Source organism: Dorea sp. AM10-31 (genome assembly GCF_003435815.1).
Lineage (GTDB): Bacteria > Bacillota > Clostridia > Lachnospirales > Lachnospiraceae > Dorea_D > Dorea_D hominis.
This window is the reverse complement of sequence record NZ_QTUV01000011.1, coordinates 49,575-67,768: the sequence shown is the minus strand read 5'-3', so window position 1 is coordinate 67,768 and position 18,194 is coordinate 49,575. Positions and strand designations below refer to the sequence as shown.

At 42.3% G+C, this 18,194-nt stretch carries 18 protein-coding genes and 1 pseudogene; 1 reads left to right on the top strand and 18 read right to left on the bottom strand.

Features of this window, described 5'->3' with window-relative positions:
* Nucleotides 1–132: 132 nt before the first annotated feature.
* The 5 genes from radA to ald form a co-directional block, all read right to left on the bottom strand.
* A complete protein-coding gene (gene radA / locus DW125_RS13085; RefSeq protein WP_117538419.1) occupies nt 133–1,488 on the bottom strand; it encodes a DNA repair protein RadA in 1,356 nt (451 codons plus the stop codon).
* Nucleotides 1,489–1,591: 103 nt separating this feature from the next.
* Complete coding sequence (locus DW125_RS13080; RefSeq protein WP_021861357.1) at nt 1,592–2,005, bottom strand: hypothetical protein; 414 nt, start codon at nt 2,003–2,005, stop codon at nt 1,592–1,594.
* 56 nt (nt 2,006–2,061) lie between these two features.
* On the bottom strand, nt 2,062–4,506 hold the full coding sequence (locus DW125_RS13075; protein ID WP_117538418.1) for an ATP-dependent Clp protease ATP-binding subunit: 2,445 nt from the start codon (nt 4,504–4,506) through the stop codon (nt 2,062–2,064).
* Complete coding sequence (locus tag DW125_RS13070; protein ID WP_021861355.1) at nt 4,503–4,886, bottom strand: GntR family transcriptional regulator; 384 nt, start codon at nt 4,884–4,886, stop codon at nt 4,503–4,505. The genes DW125_RS13075 and DW125_RS13070 overlap by 4 nt, the downstream gene beginning before the upstream one ends.
* A gap of 118 nt (nt 4,887–5,004) precedes the next feature.
* A complete protein-coding gene (ald, locus tag DW125_RS13065) occupies nt 5,005–6,120 on the bottom strand; it encodes an alanine dehydrogenase (protein ID WP_021861354.1) in 1,116 nt (371 codons plus the stop codon).
* 287 nt (nt 6,121–6,407) lie between these two features.
* On the opposite strand from ald, the gene DW125_RS13060 reads away from it, so the two are divergent.
* Nucleotides 6,408–7,265, top strand: coding sequence for a MurR/RpiR family transcriptional regulator (locus tag DW125_RS13060; RefSeq protein ID WP_117538417.1), 858 nt, complete (start codon nt 6,408–6,410; stop codon nt 7,263–7,265).
* A gap of 170 nt (nt 7,266–7,435) precedes the next feature.
* Here DW125_RS13060 and purD read toward each other — a convergent pair whose 3' ends face one another.
* From purD to pyrF, 13 genes and pseudogenes are all read right to left on the bottom strand, one after another.
* On the bottom strand, nt 7,436–8,710 hold the full coding sequence (purD, locus tag DW125_RS13055) for a phosphoribosylamine--glycine ligase (protein ID WP_021861352.1): 1,275 nt from the start codon (nt 8,708–8,710) through the stop codon (nt 7,436–7,438).
* Nucleotides 8,711–8,725: 15 nt separating this feature from the next.
* Nucleotides 8,726–9,352, bottom strand: a complete 627-nt coding sequence (gene purN, locus DW125_RS13050) for a phosphoribosylglycinamide formyltransferase (RefSeq protein ID WP_117538416.1) — start codon at nt 9,350–9,352, stop codon at nt 8,726–8,728.
* Complete coding sequence (gene purM, locus DW125_RS13045; RefSeq protein WP_117538415.1) at nt 9,346–10,371, bottom strand: phosphoribosylformylglycinamidine cyclo-ligase; 1,026 nt, start codon at nt 10,369–10,371, stop codon at nt 9,346–9,348. The genes purN and purM overlap by 7 nt, the downstream gene beginning before the upstream one ends.
* A 23-nt stretch (nt 10,372–10,394) precedes the next feature.
* A complete protein-coding gene (purE, locus tag DW125_RS13040; protein ID WP_021861349.1) occupies nt 10,395–10,904 on the bottom strand; it encodes a 5-(carboxyamino)imidazole ribonucleotide mutase in 510 nt (169 codons plus the stop codon).
* A 42-nt stretch (nt 10,905–10,946) separates the two neighbouring features.
* Nucleotides 10,947–12,995: an aminopeptidase gene (locus tag DW125_RS13035; protein WP_117538414.1), complete on the bottom strand. Its 2,049-nt coding sequence runs from the start codon at nt 12,993–12,995 to the stop codon at nt 10,947–10,949.
* Nucleotides 12,996–13,340, bottom strand: a complete 345-nt coding sequence (locus tag DW125_RS13030; protein WP_021861347.1) for a DUF6142 family protein — start codon at nt 13,338–13,340, stop codon at nt 12,996–12,998.
* Nucleotides 13,324–13,788, bottom strand: a complete 465-nt coding sequence (locus DW125_RS13025; RefSeq protein ID WP_117538413.1) for a VanZ family protein — start codon at nt 13,786–13,788, stop codon at nt 13,324–13,326. Before DW125_RS13025 ends, DW125_RS13030 begins: the two co-directional genes overlap by 17 nt.
* A 32-nt stretch (nt 13,789–13,820) precedes the next feature.
* Nucleotides 13,821–13,973: a hypothetical protein gene (locus DW125_RS14125; RefSeq protein ID WP_021861345.1), complete on the bottom strand. Its 153-nt coding sequence runs from the start codon at nt 13,971–13,973 to the stop codon at nt 13,821–13,823.
* A 17-nt stretch (nt 13,974–13,990) separates the two neighbouring features.
* Nucleotides 13,991–14,671, bottom strand: coding sequence for an orotate phosphoribosyltransferase (pyrE, locus tag DW125_RS13020; protein WP_021861344.1), 681 nt, complete (start codon nt 14,669–14,671; stop codon nt 13,991–13,993).
* A 352-nt stretch (nt 14,672–15,023) separates the two neighbouring features.
* Nucleotides 15,024–15,428: pseudogene (locus DW125_RS13015) on the bottom strand (sugar transporter); the annotation flags it as partial.
* A 114-nt stretch (nt 15,429–15,542) separates the two neighbouring features.
* Complete coding sequence (locus tag DW125_RS13010; protein WP_021861342.1) at nt 15,543–16,445, bottom strand: dihydroorotate dehydrogenase; 903 nt, start codon at nt 16,443–16,445, stop codon at nt 15,543–15,545.
* Nucleotides 16,445–17,230: a dihydroorotate dehydrogenase electron transfer subunit gene (locus DW125_RS13005; RefSeq protein WP_117538411.1), complete on the bottom strand. Its 786-nt coding sequence runs from the start codon at nt 17,228–17,230 to the stop codon at nt 16,445–16,447. Before DW125_RS13005 ends, DW125_RS13010 begins: the two co-directional genes overlap by 1 nt.
* Nucleotides 17,231–17,241: 11 nt before the next feature.
* Nucleotides 17,242–18,162: an orotidine-5'-phosphate decarboxylase gene (gene pyrF / locus DW125_RS13000; RefSeq protein ID WP_117538410.1), complete on the bottom strand. Its 921-nt coding sequence runs from the start codon at nt 18,160–18,162 to the stop codon at nt 17,242–17,244.
* Nucleotides 18,163–18,194 lie beyond the last annotated feature (32 nt).

Sequence of the window (18,194 nt, the reverse complement as noted above, 5' to 3'; positions counted from 1 at the left end):
TGTCTTCCGTGTGACATCTACGCTTCTCAGGTGTGTCTCACGCGACAGCTATATTAGAATACCACTACAATTCATAATTGTCAATAATGTTTTTATAATTTCTTCAATTCCGAATATTCTGATAATTATTTTTTACAATAAGTTCATCGTCTGATTTACACTTTTTACGCCAATTACTTCTATTCCTTCTACTTTACCAATTGATTTCAACGACACTTCCGGGACCACGCACACCTTGAATCCAAGCTTCTTAGCCTCTGCAACTCTCTGTTCAGGCATGGTTACTGCACGCACCTCACCACTGAGCCCAACTTCACCAAACACAATCGTATCTTCACTTACAGGACGATTTTTATAACTTGACGCAACTGCCATTATAATTCCAAGATCTACTGCCGGCTCATTCATACGAATTCCTCCGGCAATATTTACATACGCATCATAACCGGATAACGGCAATCCGACTCTTTTTTCCAGAACCGCCATCAGCAGATTCACTCTGTTATAGTCAATTCCTGCTGCCGTTCTTCTCGGCATTCCAAAATTACTTTTACAAACCAGCGCCTGAATTTCCATCAGCATTGGTCTTGTCCCTTCCATTGCACAGGCAACAACCGATCCCGATGCATTTTCCGGTTTGCCGCTCAGCATAAATTCTGACGGATTCTCAACTTCTACAAGGCCTTCTTTTCTCATTTCAAACACGCCAATTTCATTCGTGGAACCAAATCTGTTTTTTACTCCTCGAAGTATTCTGTAAGAAGCATGTCTGTCCCCTTCAAAATAAAGCACGGTATCTACCATGTGCTCCAGAACTCTTGGTCCTGCAACTGTACCTTCTTTTGTCACGTGACCGACAATAAAAATCGCAATATTCATACCTTTTGCCAATTGCATAAATACGTTCGTAGATTCCCGCACCTGCGAAACGCTCCCCGGCGCCGATCCAATCTCTTCATTGTACATTGTCTGTATTGAATCAATCACTACCACATCCGGCTTTTCCCGTTCGATTGCTGTCTGGATCAGATTCAGACTTGTCTCACATAACAGATAAAGATTTTCTGAAAATTCACCCATCCTGTTCGCACGCAGTTTTATTTGTTTCAGAGATTCTTCTCCTGAAATATACAACACCTTTTTATTCATTGCAGAAAGTTTCTGACAAACCTGTAAAAGTAATGTCGATTTACCAATTCCGGGATCTCCGCCAACCAGGACCAGTGATCCTGGCACAATTCCTCCACCAAGCACCCTGTCCAGTTCTACCAGTTCTGTTGTCATTCTCTCATCTTCGTCTGTTGTCACACTCGACAAAGTTACTGCCTGTACCTGTTTTTCCCCCGAACTTTTCTGTCCTTTTATCGATACTACCTTTTCTTCTGCAAATGTATTCCATTCCTTACACATCGGGCACTGCCCAAGCCACTTTGACTCTTCATGCCCACAGTTCTGACAGAAATATACACTCTTCTTTGCTTTTGCCATTCTAACGCTCCTACAATTTGGTAAAAAAAGAGCTGCTCTCTCGCAGCCCTTTTTGACTTTTCTGTTTCACTTTGTTTCCATCAATATCAATAATCGGTCGGGATTATTTTTTAATGATCTTAACTTCCATCGAACGCTCTGGTTCCAGTTCAGCGCTGACGCTCAGCTTACCACTCAGATTCGTCTTCATATCTCCGACATTCACATCATCCAGATATACTACATATTCGGTATCTGCCTCCAGTTCCAGTGTAAACTGAACATCTTGCATTGCTGATACAGAAAATGTAACGACTTGTTCAGATGCATTAAAATTCGTAACTGCTGTTCCCGGTACGGATTCATATACGAACATTTCGTTCTTCTCCAGTTTGGTAATCTCAGAAAATGTCTTTACTTTGTAAATGTCTCCCTGAAATTCAAAACCGTCCAGTTTGGTCTTACTCCCTAATGTATAATCTCCAAAGCTTAATGTTCCATCATTCTCAGCTCTTAATAATTCTTTCACAGCTGCCATTTCATGTGTCCTCCTACAGTTCTTCTTTCGTATCCCTATTATATATCAAAACATTTTTATTTTGTAGCTTTTGGGATAAATTTTATTTCTTTTTTAGACATTCCGACTACTATTTCGGAGTCTTTTTTTACTTCTCCATTCAGAAGTGCTTCTGCCAGTGGTTCCTCCAGCCGGTTCTGTACCGCTCTTCTGAGCGGTCTTGCGCCATATTTTTGATCCATTCCCGTTTCTGCAATATACTCTTTCACAGATTCACGGATCGTCAGTTTAATTCCAAGCTGTTCTTTCGCACGCTTCGTAAGTTCGCGGCACATCATTCCGACAATCTTCTTGATCTCTGCTTTTCCAAGCGGATGGAACACAAGAATCTCATCAATACGGTTCAAAAATTCCGGGCGGAAGATCAGTTTGATCTCACGCATGACATTATCTTTCATCCGCTTATAATCATCGGCCGCATTTTCCTTCACATTAAATCCAAGCTTCTTCGGATCAATGATCGCCTGTGCTCCGGCATTCGATGTCATAATAATCACGGTATTACGGAAATCTACCTTTCTTCCTTGTGAATCTGTAATATGTCCATCATCTAAAACCTGTAACAATATATTAAATACATCCGGATGCGCTTTTTCAATTTCGTCGAACAATACAACCGAATATGGATGTCTGCGCACCTGCTCGCTCAACTGACCACCATCTTCATGCCCGACATATCCCGGTGGAGATCCGATTAGTTTTGCCACGCTGTGTTTTTCCATATATTCGGACATATCTACCCGGATCATAGACTCTTCACTTCCAAACATTGCTTCTGCCAGCGCTTTTGAAAGCTCTGTCTTTCCTACACCAGTTGGTCCGAGGAACAAGAATGAACCGATCGGGCGGTTCGGATCTTTCAAACCGACACGTCCACGTCTTACTGCCTTTGCCACCGCCGTAACGGCTTCTTCCTGACCGACTACACGTTTATGAAGCGTTGCCTCCAGCTTCTTAAGTCTCACGCTTTCTTCTTCCTTAAGTCTGTGTACCGGGATCTTCGTCCATTCAGCTACAACATCTGCAACATCATCTTCTGTGACAGTAAATTTACTTTCCTTATTCTTCCGCCGGAAGCGCTCCTGCGTCCGTTCTAATTTCCTCTGGATCTGCTCTTTTTCCTGGTTCTTCTCTCTGGCTTCCGACATATCACCGCTGCGGATCGCATTTTCCAGATCTGTCTTTACTTTTACAAGACGTTCCTCCAGATCATATACAGATGCCGGTGCCTTGAATCCACGCAACCGTACTTTCGCGCACGCTTCATCAAGAACATCGATGGCTTTATCCGGCAAAAAGCGATCACTGATATAGCGCTCAGATAACTTCACCGCAGCATCCAGCGCTTCTTCATCAATCTCTACCTGATGATGCTTCTCATAGCCGGCTCTTAATCCTTTTAAAATCTCTGTGCACTTCTTCTCATCCGGCTCTTCAATCGTAACCGGCTGGAATCTGCGCTCCAATGCAGCATCTTTCTCTATATATTTGCGATATTCAGAAATCGTTGTTGCACCAATAAGCTGCAGTTCTCCTCTCGCAAGCGATGGTTTTAAAATATTAGAAGCATCCATCGCACCTTCTGCGCCGCCTGCGCCAATGATCGTATGCACTTCATCCAGAAATAAAATGATATCTCCAGCATTCTCTACTTCACGAATCAGCCGTTTCATACGTTCTTCAAATTCTCCGCGGTACTTCGTGCCTGCAAGCATTCCCGCAAGATCCATCGTATAGATCCGCCTGTTCTTCATATTTTCCGGAACAATTCCTGCAGCAATTCGGGCTGCAAGACCTTCGATCACTGCGGTCTTTCCTACCCCCGGTTCGCCGACTAGGCACGGATTGTTCTTTGTTCTTCTGCTTAAGATCTCCATCAGACGCTCAATCTCTTTCTCTCGTCCGATCACCGGATCTAATTTGCCTTCTTCTGCACGCAGTGTCAGATCTGTTCCATACTGATCCAGCACGGAATCCTTTCTTCCACCTGCATCTGCTGCCATATCCTCCATCATCTCTCTCGGATCAACACCGGATACAAGCCAGATATCCTGCGATATCTTCTGCAGACTGATATTTAACGTCTGCAATATTCTTGCCGCCACACAGTCTGCATCATGCACAAGCGCAAGGAGCATGTGTTCTGTTCCTATCTTATCTGCATGCACGCGCACTGCTTCTATCTTACTCTCTTCTAACACAAATTCCAATCTTGGACTGTTCTTAATACTTCTGCTGTCAATCGTCTGTATACCTGCAACCGGAGTTACAAGTTCATTAATAACCTGCACGAGACGTTCTTCATCCACACGGTTCATTGCCAGCACCTGTCCTGCAACACCTGTAAATACTTTCTGTAATGCAAGCAGTAAATGCTCAGTTCCTATATAAGGATGATGCAGCTCCTTCGCAATTGTCCTGGACAGGCGAAGCGCCTCTTTTGCCTGTTCTGTATAAATCATTCTGTCTTTCCTTTCCCGTATTCATCAAAAATCTCATCAACCAGAGTATGAACTTCTTCTCTGGTTATATTCTTACAGCATCCCTTTGCCAGAAGGATTCTTAACTGTTCTTCCAACTTCAGAAGCGCTCTCGCTTTGTCTACGTCTATGGCGATCACAGCACCTCGTCTGCGGTCAAGCTGTATAAAGCCTTCCTGCTTTAAAATAGAATATGCCTTGTTCACCGTATGCATATTAATCCCTATATTGTCTGCAAGACGTCTGACCGACGGAAGCGTATCACCTTCTTTGATCATCTCTGTTGCAATTCCCATAATGATCTGGTTCTGCAACTGTACATAGATTGCTTCATCGCTGTTAAAATCAACTTCTATCAGCACATTATCACCTTTTTCATTTTGTTATACAACCACTATAACACAATTAAAGAGAGCTTACAATAAAAACTGTAAGCTCTCTTTCGCAACTTTGAAGGAATTAAGTTTGGAAATTTCTCTCTTATACGAGTGTATGGATATCTGCATATTCGTAGCAGTCATAACTGTCTGCAACGTTCTTACATGTCAGTTTTCCATCGTATGTATTAATTGCTGAGAAAATCACTTCGTTATCTTTACAAGCCTGCTCCAGACCTTTTCCTGCAATCTGAAGTCCATAGCTTAATGTTGCATTCGTAAGCGCAATTGTAGATGTTCTCGGAACTGCTCCAGGCATATTTCCTACACAGTAATGTACGATTCCGTCTTCAATAAAAATCGGATCATCATGATACGTAACTTTTGTTGTCTCACCGCATCCGCCCTGGTCAACTGCCACGTCAACAAATACAGCACCTGGTTTCATCTCTTTTAAATATGCTTTTTTAAACAGCTTCGGTGCAGATTTACCAGGAATCAGAACAGAACCGATTACAAGATCTGCCTCTTTTACTGCATGTTCGATATTGGAATCATTAGATGCAAGTGTCTGGATTCTTGCTCCAAAAATATCATCCAGATATGCAAGTCTCTTTAAATTGATATCAAGGATTGTTACATTGGCACCCATACCTACTGCGATCTTGCATGCGTTCGTTCCTACAGAACCACCGCCTAAGATTACAATATTAGCCTTTGGTGTACCTGGAACACCTGCCAGGAGAACACCTTCTCCGCCAAAACGTTTTTCGAGGTATTTCGCGCCTTCCTGAATACTCAGACGGCCTGCAATCTGGCTCATCGGTGCAAGAAGCGGAATACTTCCGTCACGCTCAATCAATGTCTCATATGCAACGCCTTTTACTTTTCCATTCAGGAGTGCATCTGTCTGCGGTTTGTCCGCTGCCAGATGTAAATATGTATAAAGAATCAGGCCTTCATGGAATAATGGATATTCTTCCGGAAGAGGCTCTTTTACTTTGATCATCATCTCAACGGTGTCCCATACTTCTTTTGCAGAATCAATCATGATTGCGCCCGCATCTTCATACTCTTTGTCTGTAAAGCCGGAGCCAACCCCTGCGCCTTTTTCGATATAAACTTCATGTCCTGCATTTTTATAACTCTTTACATTGTTAGGGGTCATACCTACACGAAATTCATTGTTTTTGATTTCTTTTACGCATCCAACTTTCATTTTTACTACCTCCTGTTTTACTGATGTCGTTTCTTTTTAGTTTCCGGGATAATATTTTTCATCTTTCTTTTTTTATGAAGAATATTATTCATTTATCTCTAAAATTATACTAACACAACCATTTCTGTTATGCAATAAAAGTTATTTATTTCACGAAAGTTTTATTTTCGTTAATAATATGTCAATTGTACCTACAATTGCACTTGCATATTTAGGCTTTTCATGATTAAATTTAAGTTAGAAATATCTCATTTCTATTTATATGTAAAAAAACTGAGGAATAGACTATGAAAGAACTAAGAGAAACAATACATAATGCAACTCTGACAAAAACGCAGAAGCTGATTGCCAAATATGTTCTGGACAATTCAGCCGATGCCTGCTTTATGACTTCAACGGATATCGCCGACACTCTTGGCGTAAGCGAATCTTCTGTCGTACGGTTCAGCCGCTCTCTGGGTTACAGTGGATTTATGGAATTCCAGAAATCCCTGCGAAAGGATTATCAGGATAAGGTGCTGAGCATTTCCAGCTCCATTACTGTACCTTCACAGCGAGTTGCCAAGCAGGCAAAATTGGAAACTAATTCAGATTATATTAAAAGACATTATAAAAATACAACGAAAAATCTGGATACTATTTTTTCGCAGAATGCAACTTCTGCTTTTGATGAAGCTGCAAATATTATTATCAACAGCAGACACAAATATATCGTTGCATCCCGCGGCAATGCATGTCTGGGCGATTATTTCCTTCTGTACCTGAAGCATATGGTACGCGGAGTGGAAAGCACTTCTTCCGCTTCCATCAGCCCGATTGATCATATGTGTAATATTTCAAAAGAGGACTGCCTGATCGTATTCAGCTTTCCAAGGTACTCTTCCATGGATAAACTTGCTGTACAGATGGCATGTGATGCCGGCGCACAGATTATTCTTTTCACAGACAAGCCAAGTGCACTTCTCGCACCTTATGCCACTGTTCTGATTACAGTTCCGGTTGACAGCAATGCTTTTTTCAATTCTCTTGTCGCACCACAGTTTGCATGTGAAGCACTGCTTGATACGATCAGCCACCATGTGAAGGGCATTGAGAAGCGGCTGAAAAAAATCGACCAGTACTTAAGTGAGCTGGGCACATATTGATATGTTTAACGTCAAAACACGCTCTGTGAGTTTTATTCGTTGATTAGCGGTCGTCAGATGCCGCCATAACAAGAAGCCAGCTTCCGGTTAGCGAATGATGTATCCTGATACAGAGACACATCATCCGCTAACCGGAAGCTGGCTTTTATGTTTTTAATAAATACTATATTTTACATTGCATCGTCAATCGCTTTACCGATATCATGACGCATATATTTGTTTGCAAATTCTACCCATTCTGTTGCTGCATAAGCATTTGCACGGGCTTCTTTTAAATCTTTTCCTTTTGCAGTAATTCCAAGAACACGTCCTCCGTTTGTGACGATCTGTCCATCGTTTTCTTTCGTCCCTGCATGGAAACAATAATATCCGTCTGCATCATCGAATTTTTCCAGACCGTGGATTGGAATTCCTTTTTCGTATTTGACCGGATATCCATCACTTGCCAGAACGACACATACTGCTGCATTGTCTTCAAACTGCAGATCTACCTGATCAAGCGTTCCATCTATGCAGGCTTCTACTACTTCCAAAATATCATTCTTCATACGTGGCAGGACAACCTGTGCTTCCGGATCTCCGAATCGGGCATTGTACTCCAACACTTTCGGACCAGCTTCTGTCAGCATGAGTCCGAAGAAAATCACACCTTTAAATGGTCTTCCTTCAGCTTTCATGGCATCAACCGTTGCCTGATAAATATATTTATTACAGAAATCTTCTACCTCTTTTGTGTAGAACGGGCTTGGCGAGAATGTACCCATTCCGCCGGTATTAAGTCCTGTATCTCCGTCTCCTGCACGTTTATGATCCTGTGCAGAAGTCATTGTCTTAATTGTATTTCCATCTACGAAAGAAAGGACAGAGACTTCACGTCCAACCATGAACTCTTCAATCACCATTTCGTTACCGGCAGAGCCAAATTTCTTATCCAGCATAATCGTCTTCACGCCTTCTTTTGCCTCTTCCAGTGTATTGCAGATCAGTACACCTTTTCCGAGTGCCAATCCGTCTGCTTTTAATACAACCGGCATCTTTGCTGTCTTCAGATAATCAAGTGCCTTATCCGGATCTGTAAAATTCTCATAAGCAGCCGTTGGAATATTGTATTTTTTCATCAGATCTTTGGAAAATGCTTTTGAACCTTCCAGAATTGCTGCATTCTTTCTTGGTCCGAATGTACGAATACCTTCTGCTTCCAGCGCATCTACCAGTCCGCCTACCAAAGGATCATCCATTCCGACGATAACGAGATCGATGTCCTTTTTCTTTGCAAAAGCTACAATTTTGTCAAATTCCATCGCTCCGATTGGCGCACACTCTGCAATCTGTGCTATTCCTGCATTCCCCGGAACACAGTATATCTTATCTGCCTTCGGACTCTTTGCTACACAATAAGCAATTGCATGTTCTCTTCCGCCACTACCTACGATCAATACATTCATCTTCTCGTCCTCCACTTATTCATTCACTGTTGCAATTCTTTCTGTCACACTTACTTTTCCATTAGCGATCAGGTCAATCGCTCTTGGCAGGATCTGCCACTCTGCCTGCTCCATCACACGTCGCTGAAGTATCTGCGGAGTATCTCCATTCTGTACTTCCACCGCTTTCTGCAGGATGATCGGTCCTGTATCAGTTCCTTCATCCACAAAATGCACGGTCGCGCCGACCACTTTCACACCTCTTGCAAGTGCCGCTTCATGTACTTTCAGTCCATAATATCCAGTCCCGCAAAAAGACGGGATCAGAGACGGATGTATATTAATGATACGGTGTTCATATTTACGGATCATCTCCGGTGGAATTACAACCAGAAATCCAGCCAGCACGATAAGATCCGGTTCCATCGCATCAACCACATCAAGCAGTGCCCTGTTAAATTCTGTTCTGTCTGAAAACTGCTTAGGTGAAATACACTGTGCAGCAATACCATTCTCCTCTGCCCTTGTCAGTGCATATGCATTCTGATTATTGCTGATCACACCTGCAATCCGGGTATTTGTAATCTTGCCGGAATGAACTGCGTCAATGATCGCCTGAAGATTCGTTCCTCCGCCGGATACCATTACAACTACATTTAGCATAAGGTAACTCCTTTTTCTCCTGCTTCAATATGTCCTACAACATACGGTTCATCTCCTGCTGCCTTAATTGCTTCCATTGTCTTATCAACATCTGCCGGATCAACTGCAACGATCATACCCAATCCCATATTGTATGTATTGTACATCATCTGCTCTTCAATATCGCCTTTCTCAGCAAGCAGTTTGAAGATTGGTGGTACCGGATAGCTGTCTTTTTCTACAACTGCATGCATACCGTCAATGAGCATACGAGGAATATTTTCATAAAATCCACCACCGGTAATATGGCTGCAGGCTTTTACTGTTACACCGACATTTTTCACATTCTTTAAAGCTTTTACATAGATTCTTGTCGGAGCAAGTAACGCCTCTCCAAGCGTCTTGCCAAGTTCATCATAATAAGTATCCAGAGATTCTTTTGTCATCTCAAAAACTTTGCGGACGAGAGAAAAACCATTACTGTGTACACCGCTGGACGCCATACCAATCAGTACATCGCCTGCTTTTAAATTCTCCCCTGTGATCATATCTTTCTTATCGCAGACACCAACTGCAAAACCAGCCAGATCATAGTCATTCTCCGGCATAAGTCCCGGATGCTCTGCTGTCTCTCCACCAATCAGCGCCGCCTCTGACTGAAGGCATCCTTCTGCAACACCACTTACGATTGCTGCGATCTTCTCCGGATAATTCTTGCCACACGCAATATAATCCAAGAAAAATAACGGTTCTCCACCTGCACATGCAATATCATTGACGCACATTGCTACTGCATCGATCCCGATCGTATCATGCTTGTCCATGACCATGGCAAGTTTCACTTTTGTTCCACATCCATCTGTTCCGGATAAGAGCACCGGCTCTTCCATCTCTTTAATCTTTGTAAGAGAAAATGCTCCTGAGAATCCTCCCAGTCCGCCTAAAACTTCCGGACGCATTGTTTTCTTTACATGCTCCTTCATCAGTTCTACTGATCTATAACCTGCCTCAATATCGACACCAGCTTTTTTGTAATCCATAACTCGTCTCCTTTGTGTATGTTTTATTTATTTAAATATGCTTCGTATCCGATTTCATCCAGTTTTGCAGCTTTTGCCTGTACTGTCTCTTTCATCTCTGTTGTATAAGCTTTAAGCTTTTCAAGAAGCTCTGCGTCTGAAACTGCAAGAATCTTAGCTGCAAGAATTGCTGCGTTCATACCACCATCAATTGCTACTGTGGCAACCGGGATTCCAGGTGGCATCTGTACAATTGAAAACAGTGCATCTTCACCCGCCAAGTTCTTACCTGACATCGGCACTCCTACAACCGGCATCGGGAATAATGCCGCACACATTCCCGGAAGATGTGCTGCCATACCTGCACCTGCTATGATTACTTTAATTCCTTTTCCTTCTGCGGATTTCGCCCAGTCGAAGAAAACATCTGGTTCTCTGTGCGCTGAGATAATCGTCATCTCATAATCAATCCCTAATTTTTCCAACATCGCTGCAGCTTTGCTCATTACTTTTAAATCCGAGTCGCTGCCCATCACAATTCCTACTTTTGGCATTTTTCTCTTCCTTTCTGTTCTTCTACTATTGAAAATATTACATTATTTATCTATATTTTTCAATGGCTCATTTAAAATCTCCGTACCCGGCAGAACAAACCTTCCATGTTCCAGAAGTAAAATATGACCGCCGTCTTTTTTATTTACTTCGATCTTTCCAAGTTCTTCGTACGGAATGGTAATATCTGTATGGCAGTGATAGTACGCCTTTCCCAAATCCTCTTTTCTCTGGATTGAGACCGAATTATCTCTTGCTATGATTTCTTTCCCATTTGGATTGTAAACCGCTATATCCTCACACCAACTATAGCAGGTATCCCCCACTGCAAAATGTGGTCCCATCTTCTCTGCGATCAGAATCGGCATTTTATCCTCAATGCCATATTTTTTTGCCGCCTGATAAGCAGTCGTATTTGTTCCGATTGCGAATTCTCCAAGTGCCAGTGTGTCATGACGATACAAAACATTATCCCGGATATATTCCTTATTCTCCAGCTCGCGTTCGAAATTGCTACACCGGTAATCTGCAACCATTCCATTGGAAAATGTAATTTCCAGATCTTTGTACTGTAACTCATTCAGATAAACTTTGCTCACATGCAGTACACCATTTGTTCCTTCCAGTACCGGTGATGTAAATACTTCTCCCACCGGAATGTTCACATCAGCAACACAGTTTTCAAAAATTGTCTCTTTTTCCGGATCACTCAGCGTGTGTAGCTGTACAGTAAGGTCAGTGCGGTTCCCATTTTCCCCGCAGATATGCACGGACTCTCCTCGGTCCAGTGCATCGATCAGTGTCTGCTGAACCTGTTCATACAATCCCGCATCCAGCGTATTGATCCGGATAATCTCCTGAAATATCTCCTCGTAATCTTCTCCGATCTCCGGCACCGGATACGCAATGATCGTAAAACTTCTCTCATCTCCCGGAATATAAGTGTTCGTAAGCCGACTCTGACGTCCGTCAAAAAATACGGACAACTCCTGCTGTTTCTCGCTTAATTTCAGAGCTGTTTCTTTCTGCTCCGGCACAAACGGAACTTCTCCAAACATCTCTATGCATGCCGGTCCTGCAAAAGCTCCCGCTTCTTCTTTCAGATGTTCGTAAGTAGTCGCGATCACTTCTAATTTGCGTTCCACAAATTTCTTATCCAAAAATAACGCCTGGTCATTTCTGTGATCATACTCATATTGTTTATTTGCAATAGCTCCATAGTATCCAATCTTCAAATGCTGTCTCTTCGTCAGCATGCTGACACCACTTCGGTAAATAACCGGCTTAAGCCCCATTTTATCAAAATTCTCAATTGCTTTTTTGACAACACGTTCAAAGCCTAATACATAACGGATATTGACCGTCTTTTTCTTAGACAGATCTTTTCCTGTATTCACAAAACCGATCCGGTATCCTTCTGTGTATACATCTGCCATCTTCTGAATTGTTGTTTCATCCAGTGACAACAGATATTTTGCAGTTGTCAGCTCACTGTCACTGATATACTCTCCAAAGCGATACAGATAACGAAGATCTGCAAGATCACTTCCAAGGATCAGATCTGCTGCAAAAGACTGTGTAGCATCTACCTGCTCATGGATGCGGTCTGCCACAAAAACATCACAGTAATCGCTGGCGTACCAGTACAGGATCTCCTTTAACACATGTGGCTCCGGCATTTCTTCTTCCTCGAACTGATTATATACCTCTATAAAAAGTTCAAACAGAATATCTAAATATTCTGTTTTCTTTTCATATACATACACGATCGCTGCACGTATTTCCGCATACAGCGCACTGAGTGTGCTTCCATACGCTTCTCCAAGCTGCGCCACCGCATAATCCGGATTTGCATAGCTCTCCCGGTAATGTTCCGGAAGGATATCGCTGTAAAGCTTCTTGTTCCATGCAGCCAGTTCTTCTATCTGCATCCCATCAAATGTATGATCCTCTATTTTCTTTTTCGTCCCATCAATAAGATGAATAAATTCCGCAACTTTTACAAAATAGTCACGGAACTTCACATCCACCGTTCTTTCTTCCTTAATATCGCCAATTCTGTCTACCGCCAGATTGTATCTTTCTTCCATCATCTAAACAAGCCCCCTGATAAATATTGCGCACATGCCAAGGAAAAGTGCGCTGCAGACTGCAATTCCCACTTTGCACGTAATGTAATTTTTATCTCTTTCTCTCAGTCCTGTAACGCCCTGATAAATGCCATATCCTGCCATCACCATAGTAAACAGTCCTGCAAAACCGACCAGGATATTTACATTTCCTTTTAAACAAAATGAAATCCAGATCATAAAGACCAGAAGCAGAAATGACAGCGCTGCAAGTATACATGATTTCATTCCTTTTCTGGAATGTCTCCTTGGTGACTGTCCGAATCTGGTCCGCATCATTTTTCTTTTCTGTTTATTTTTTACGACCATGTATCCTCCTTAGTGCCACACAGATGATAAATATCAGATATCCTACCACACCGCCAAGCGTATTAAGCAGCAGATCATCCACATCAAAACATCCGACTTTCGTGATCAGCTGAAAACTTTCAACGCACAAGCTCAACCCGAAACTGTAAAACAATGTAGCCAGAAAACTTCTATGTTTGCTTGCCATCGGCATAAAAAATCCAAACGGAATAAAAATCACAACATTTCCAAACAGATTCGTAAATGTTGCAAACATGCCTACCTGATCCCGATAATACCAGAATCTTTTAATTTCTTTAAATAATACGAGATTATAATGATACTCCTGCATCTGACCGGTACGTCCGTACCAGTCAGAAAAAAGCAGGAAATAGATAATAAAAATAATATATAATACGAATAATATCTTCCCTAATATACGAATTCTCTTTCTACTGCCCGAATTCACTTTGTACACTCCCCTTATTTATCTGTCCATGCTTAAAATGTAAGCTTCTTCTTCTCTTTCAGCAGACGGGCACCGCTAATGATCGTAATAATTCCCGTGACAACACCTACCACTGCTACGATAACTCCAACTGCAATATTAGAAACTCCTGCAAAAGTCATGGATTTGTATATCTTCTCATTCATAGTGAAATCCTCCGTTATTATTTCGCTCCATATTGTTTATAATATGCGTCAATTGCTGCTTTTAATGTATCATCGATCACAATTTTTCCGTTACACTCTTTGTTGTACAGACACTCTGTAACTTCTTCCATTGTAACGATCGCTGCAGTATCGAATCCGTACAGGTCTTTGATCTCGTCGAGTGCGCATTTTTCTCCGCCTTTTCCAACCTCCATACGGTTTAAAGAAACCATAAGTCCCACGATCGTAACATCAGCGGCGCCTTTTACCTTAGGCACTGTCTCTTCCATGGATTTACCGGATGTTGTAACATCTTCGATCATGATCACACGGTCGCCGTCTTTTAATTTGCTTCCAAGAAAGCTTCCTTTATCTGCACCGTGATCTTTCTCTTCTTTTCTGTCAGAGCAATAACGTACTTCTTTTCCATATAATTCACTGTATGCAATTGCAGTTACAACCCCAAGTGGAATACCTTTATATGCCGGTCCGAACAACACATCAAAATCATCTCCGTATGTATCATGGATTGCTTTTGCATAGTATTCTCCGAGTTTCTTAAGCTGGGAGCCTGTCACATATGCTCCTGCATTCATAAAGAAAGGGGATTTTCTTCCACTCTTTAATGTAAATTCTCCAAATTTCAGCACATCGCTTTCTACCATAAATTTAATAAATTCCTGTTTGTAGCTCTCCATCTTTCTATCCTCCGTATGAGTGAGCAGTTTTGCTCTTACAGCTCTGCTCTTATTTTTTTTACATTATATGATGCCAGGGGCAAAAGCCTGAAACCACGATGTGCTTGCACATGAGTGGTTTTATGGCTTAGTGCCCCGCCCGATATGAGCATAAAAGTGGAGCATAAGCTTCACGATATGCGAATATTGGGTAGAATTGCGGGAGTACGAAGTACGAAACAATTCGTATGGCATCATTATTTTTAATAATAACACAATTTTTCTTTACAGGCAACGTGTGGAAAACGCGACACGAAAAAAACTGCCGTACGCGATACGTACGACAGTTTTCTTACATCCCTTTTTAATACTAGACTGGCAGTTCAAGATAAATATCTTTTCCTTCTTTGATAGAAATAACTACCTTTCCATGTTTTACAGTCACTGCTGCACCTTCTACATTCACTTCCGGAGCAACTGCAGCTTCTTCTGCCGGTGCTTCCTCAGCCGGTACTTCTTCTGTAACTTCTTTGATTCCTTCTACGTTGTCTACAGTAAGTGGACAGAGAGAATCACTTGTCTTTGTAAGTTTTGCTCCCAGTACCTGCTCGATTGTAAGACATCCATCCAGATTTAATAATCCAGAATCTACTAATTCATCAAAGATTGCCGGATCTTCCAGGTTAGCCGGTTCAATTGTAATTCCACCTTCTGCTCTGCAGCAAAGAACTGCAGGGTCTTTTGCATGCGCTTTCGCTGTTTCAGCTGTAATTGACATACTTCATTACCTCCTACATTTACATCTTCTTTTAGTATAGAGCTGTCCTCCGGCAAAATCCAATTGTTTTTTTATATAGTATTTATTGTTTTTTTCTATATTTCGACATCTGTTTTATTTTACAATTCCTACCATATCCGAAACTTTATCAAAGCCATTCTTCTCCATATATGCACGGATTCCGTCAACCACTTCTTCTGTGATATTCGGATGATAGAAATTCGCTGTTCCTACAGAAACGGCACTTGCACCCGCAAGTAAAAATTCAATCGCATCTTCCGCCGACTGGATCCCCCCCATTCCGATGATCGGAATCTTCACTGCCTGTGCTGCCTGATAAACCATGCGCACAGCGATCGGATGCACGATTGGACCTGACACGCCCCCGGTCTTATTTGCAAGTGCAAATGTTTTTCGGTTAATATCAATCTTCATTCCTGTTAATGTATTGATCAGAGAAATTGCATCTGCACCTCCTGCTTCTGCCGCTTTTGCAATCTCCGTAATATCCGTTACGTTCGGTGTCAGTTTCATGATAACCGGCTGTTTTGCAATCTTCTTGATCTGGGCAGTCAGTTTTTCTACATGACCGGCATCCTGTCCAAAAGCGAGAAAGCCTGCATTTACATTCGGGCAGGAAATATTGATCTCCATCATGTCGATCGGTTCATCTGCAAGTCTTTCTACAACTGCAAGATACTCTTCCGGTGCATGTCCGCAGACATTGACAATAATCTTTGTATCGTATTTTTTAAGAAACGGGATATCTCTCTCGCAGAACAGCTCAATTCCCGGATTCTGTAATCCGATTGCATTCATCATGCCGCCGTATACTTCTGCTACACGCGGAGTCGGATTACCGGACCACGGTACATTTGCCACACCTTTTGTTGTTACTGCACCTAACTTATTCAAATCTACAAAATCGGAAAACTCTTCTCCTGATCCAAACGTTCCGGATGCTACAGTAACCGGATTCTTCCATTCTACTCCGGCAATATTCACTCTCATGTCCATTAGATTTCCACCTCCGTAGCAAGAAATACCGGTCCGTCTTTACAGATCCGTTTGTTATGTACATTGCTGTGTGCATCTTTTTCTTTTGATTTGCAGACGCACGCCAGACAGGCACCGATTCCGCATGCCATCCGTTCTTCTAAAGATATATAACATTCAATCTGATTTTCTGCTGCATATGCTTTGATTGCACGAAGCATCGGAGCCGGTCCACAAGCGTAAATAATCTCTGCTTCCAGAGCTGCTTCCCGGATTGCATCCATAACATTGCCCTTTGTTCCTACACTTCCGTCTTCTGTTGCAATATAAACTTCTCCGTTTGCTTCAAACTCTTCTCTCAGAAATGTCTGCGCATCCCGGTAACCGACAATGATCCGCTTCTTTTCACATTCCATTTCCTTAGCAAGCTGTAAGATCGGCGGCACTCCGATTCCTCCACCCATCAGAAATACTTTTTTCCCTTTTGCTTTCTCAAGCGGAAATCCATTGCCAAGAGATCCAACAATATCAATTGTATCTCCCGCCTGCAGTTTTGAAAACTGCTCTGTACCTGTGTTTTCTCCGGTTACCCGGTATACTACACGAAGTTTCTCACTCTCACGGTCTATCTCACAAATACTGATCGGACGCGGCAATAATTTACCTGCGTCATTTGTATACATGGATATAAACTGTCCCGGTTTTGCATTTTTTGCAGCCTTTGTCTGAATCCACATACTGTATATACCGGCAGCCAGCATCTCCTGAGAGATGACACGTGCCTGTTCTTTTTCCATTTTAGCCATTTATTTTCTCCTTAACCAAGTGCTCCTTTGATATCTGCAACCATGTCTTCTACTGCTGCTCTGGATGCATCTGCAAAATTCTCTGCTCCGAATTTTGCATATTTCTCCTGCTTGTATGCAGCGATGATTCCTCTGGATGAGTTCACGATCGCACCGAGTCCGTCTTCGTTAAAGAAGTGTACAAGATCTTTTCCTTTTCCACCCTGTGCACCATATCCCGGAACAAGAATGTATGCTTTCGGCATGATCTTACGCAGTACTTTACCCATCTCCGGATAAGTTGCTCCAACAACGGCTCCTACATAGCTGTATTCGTCTCCCATTGCTTCTGTGCCCCATGCGGCCACTTTCTCTCCAACCAGTTCATAGAGCGGACGTCCGTCGATCTCCTGATCCTGGAATTCGCCACTGGATGGATTGGATGTTTTCACCAGCACGAAGATTCCTTTCTTCTCTTCTTTGCATACATCCAGAAATGGATTCACACCATCAGATCCAAGATATGGATTCACTGTTGCAAAATCTTCATCAAATGCTGCATAGTTCTTGCTTCCAACTGCAACTTTTCCAAGATGTCCGACTGCATAGGCTGCGGATGTTGATCCGATATCGCCACGTTTGATATCTCCGATCACTACAAGTCCTTTCTCTTTGCAGTAATCTACAGTTTTCTTGAATGCCTGCATTCCCGGAATGCCAAACTGCTCATACATGGCAATCTGCGGTTTTACAGCCGGGATCAGATCATAAGTATTATCTACGATTGCTTTGTTAAACTGCCAGATTGCTTCTGCTGCACCTTCCAGCGTCTCTCCGTATTCAGCAAATGCTTTTTTCTGTACCTGCTCCGGAATATAATTTAACATCGGATCAAGCCCTACTACAATCGGTGCCCCTGTCTTCTTAATGTTTGCTACTAATTTGTTGATCATCCTCTTATTCCTCCTATATTCTCTGTACTGTT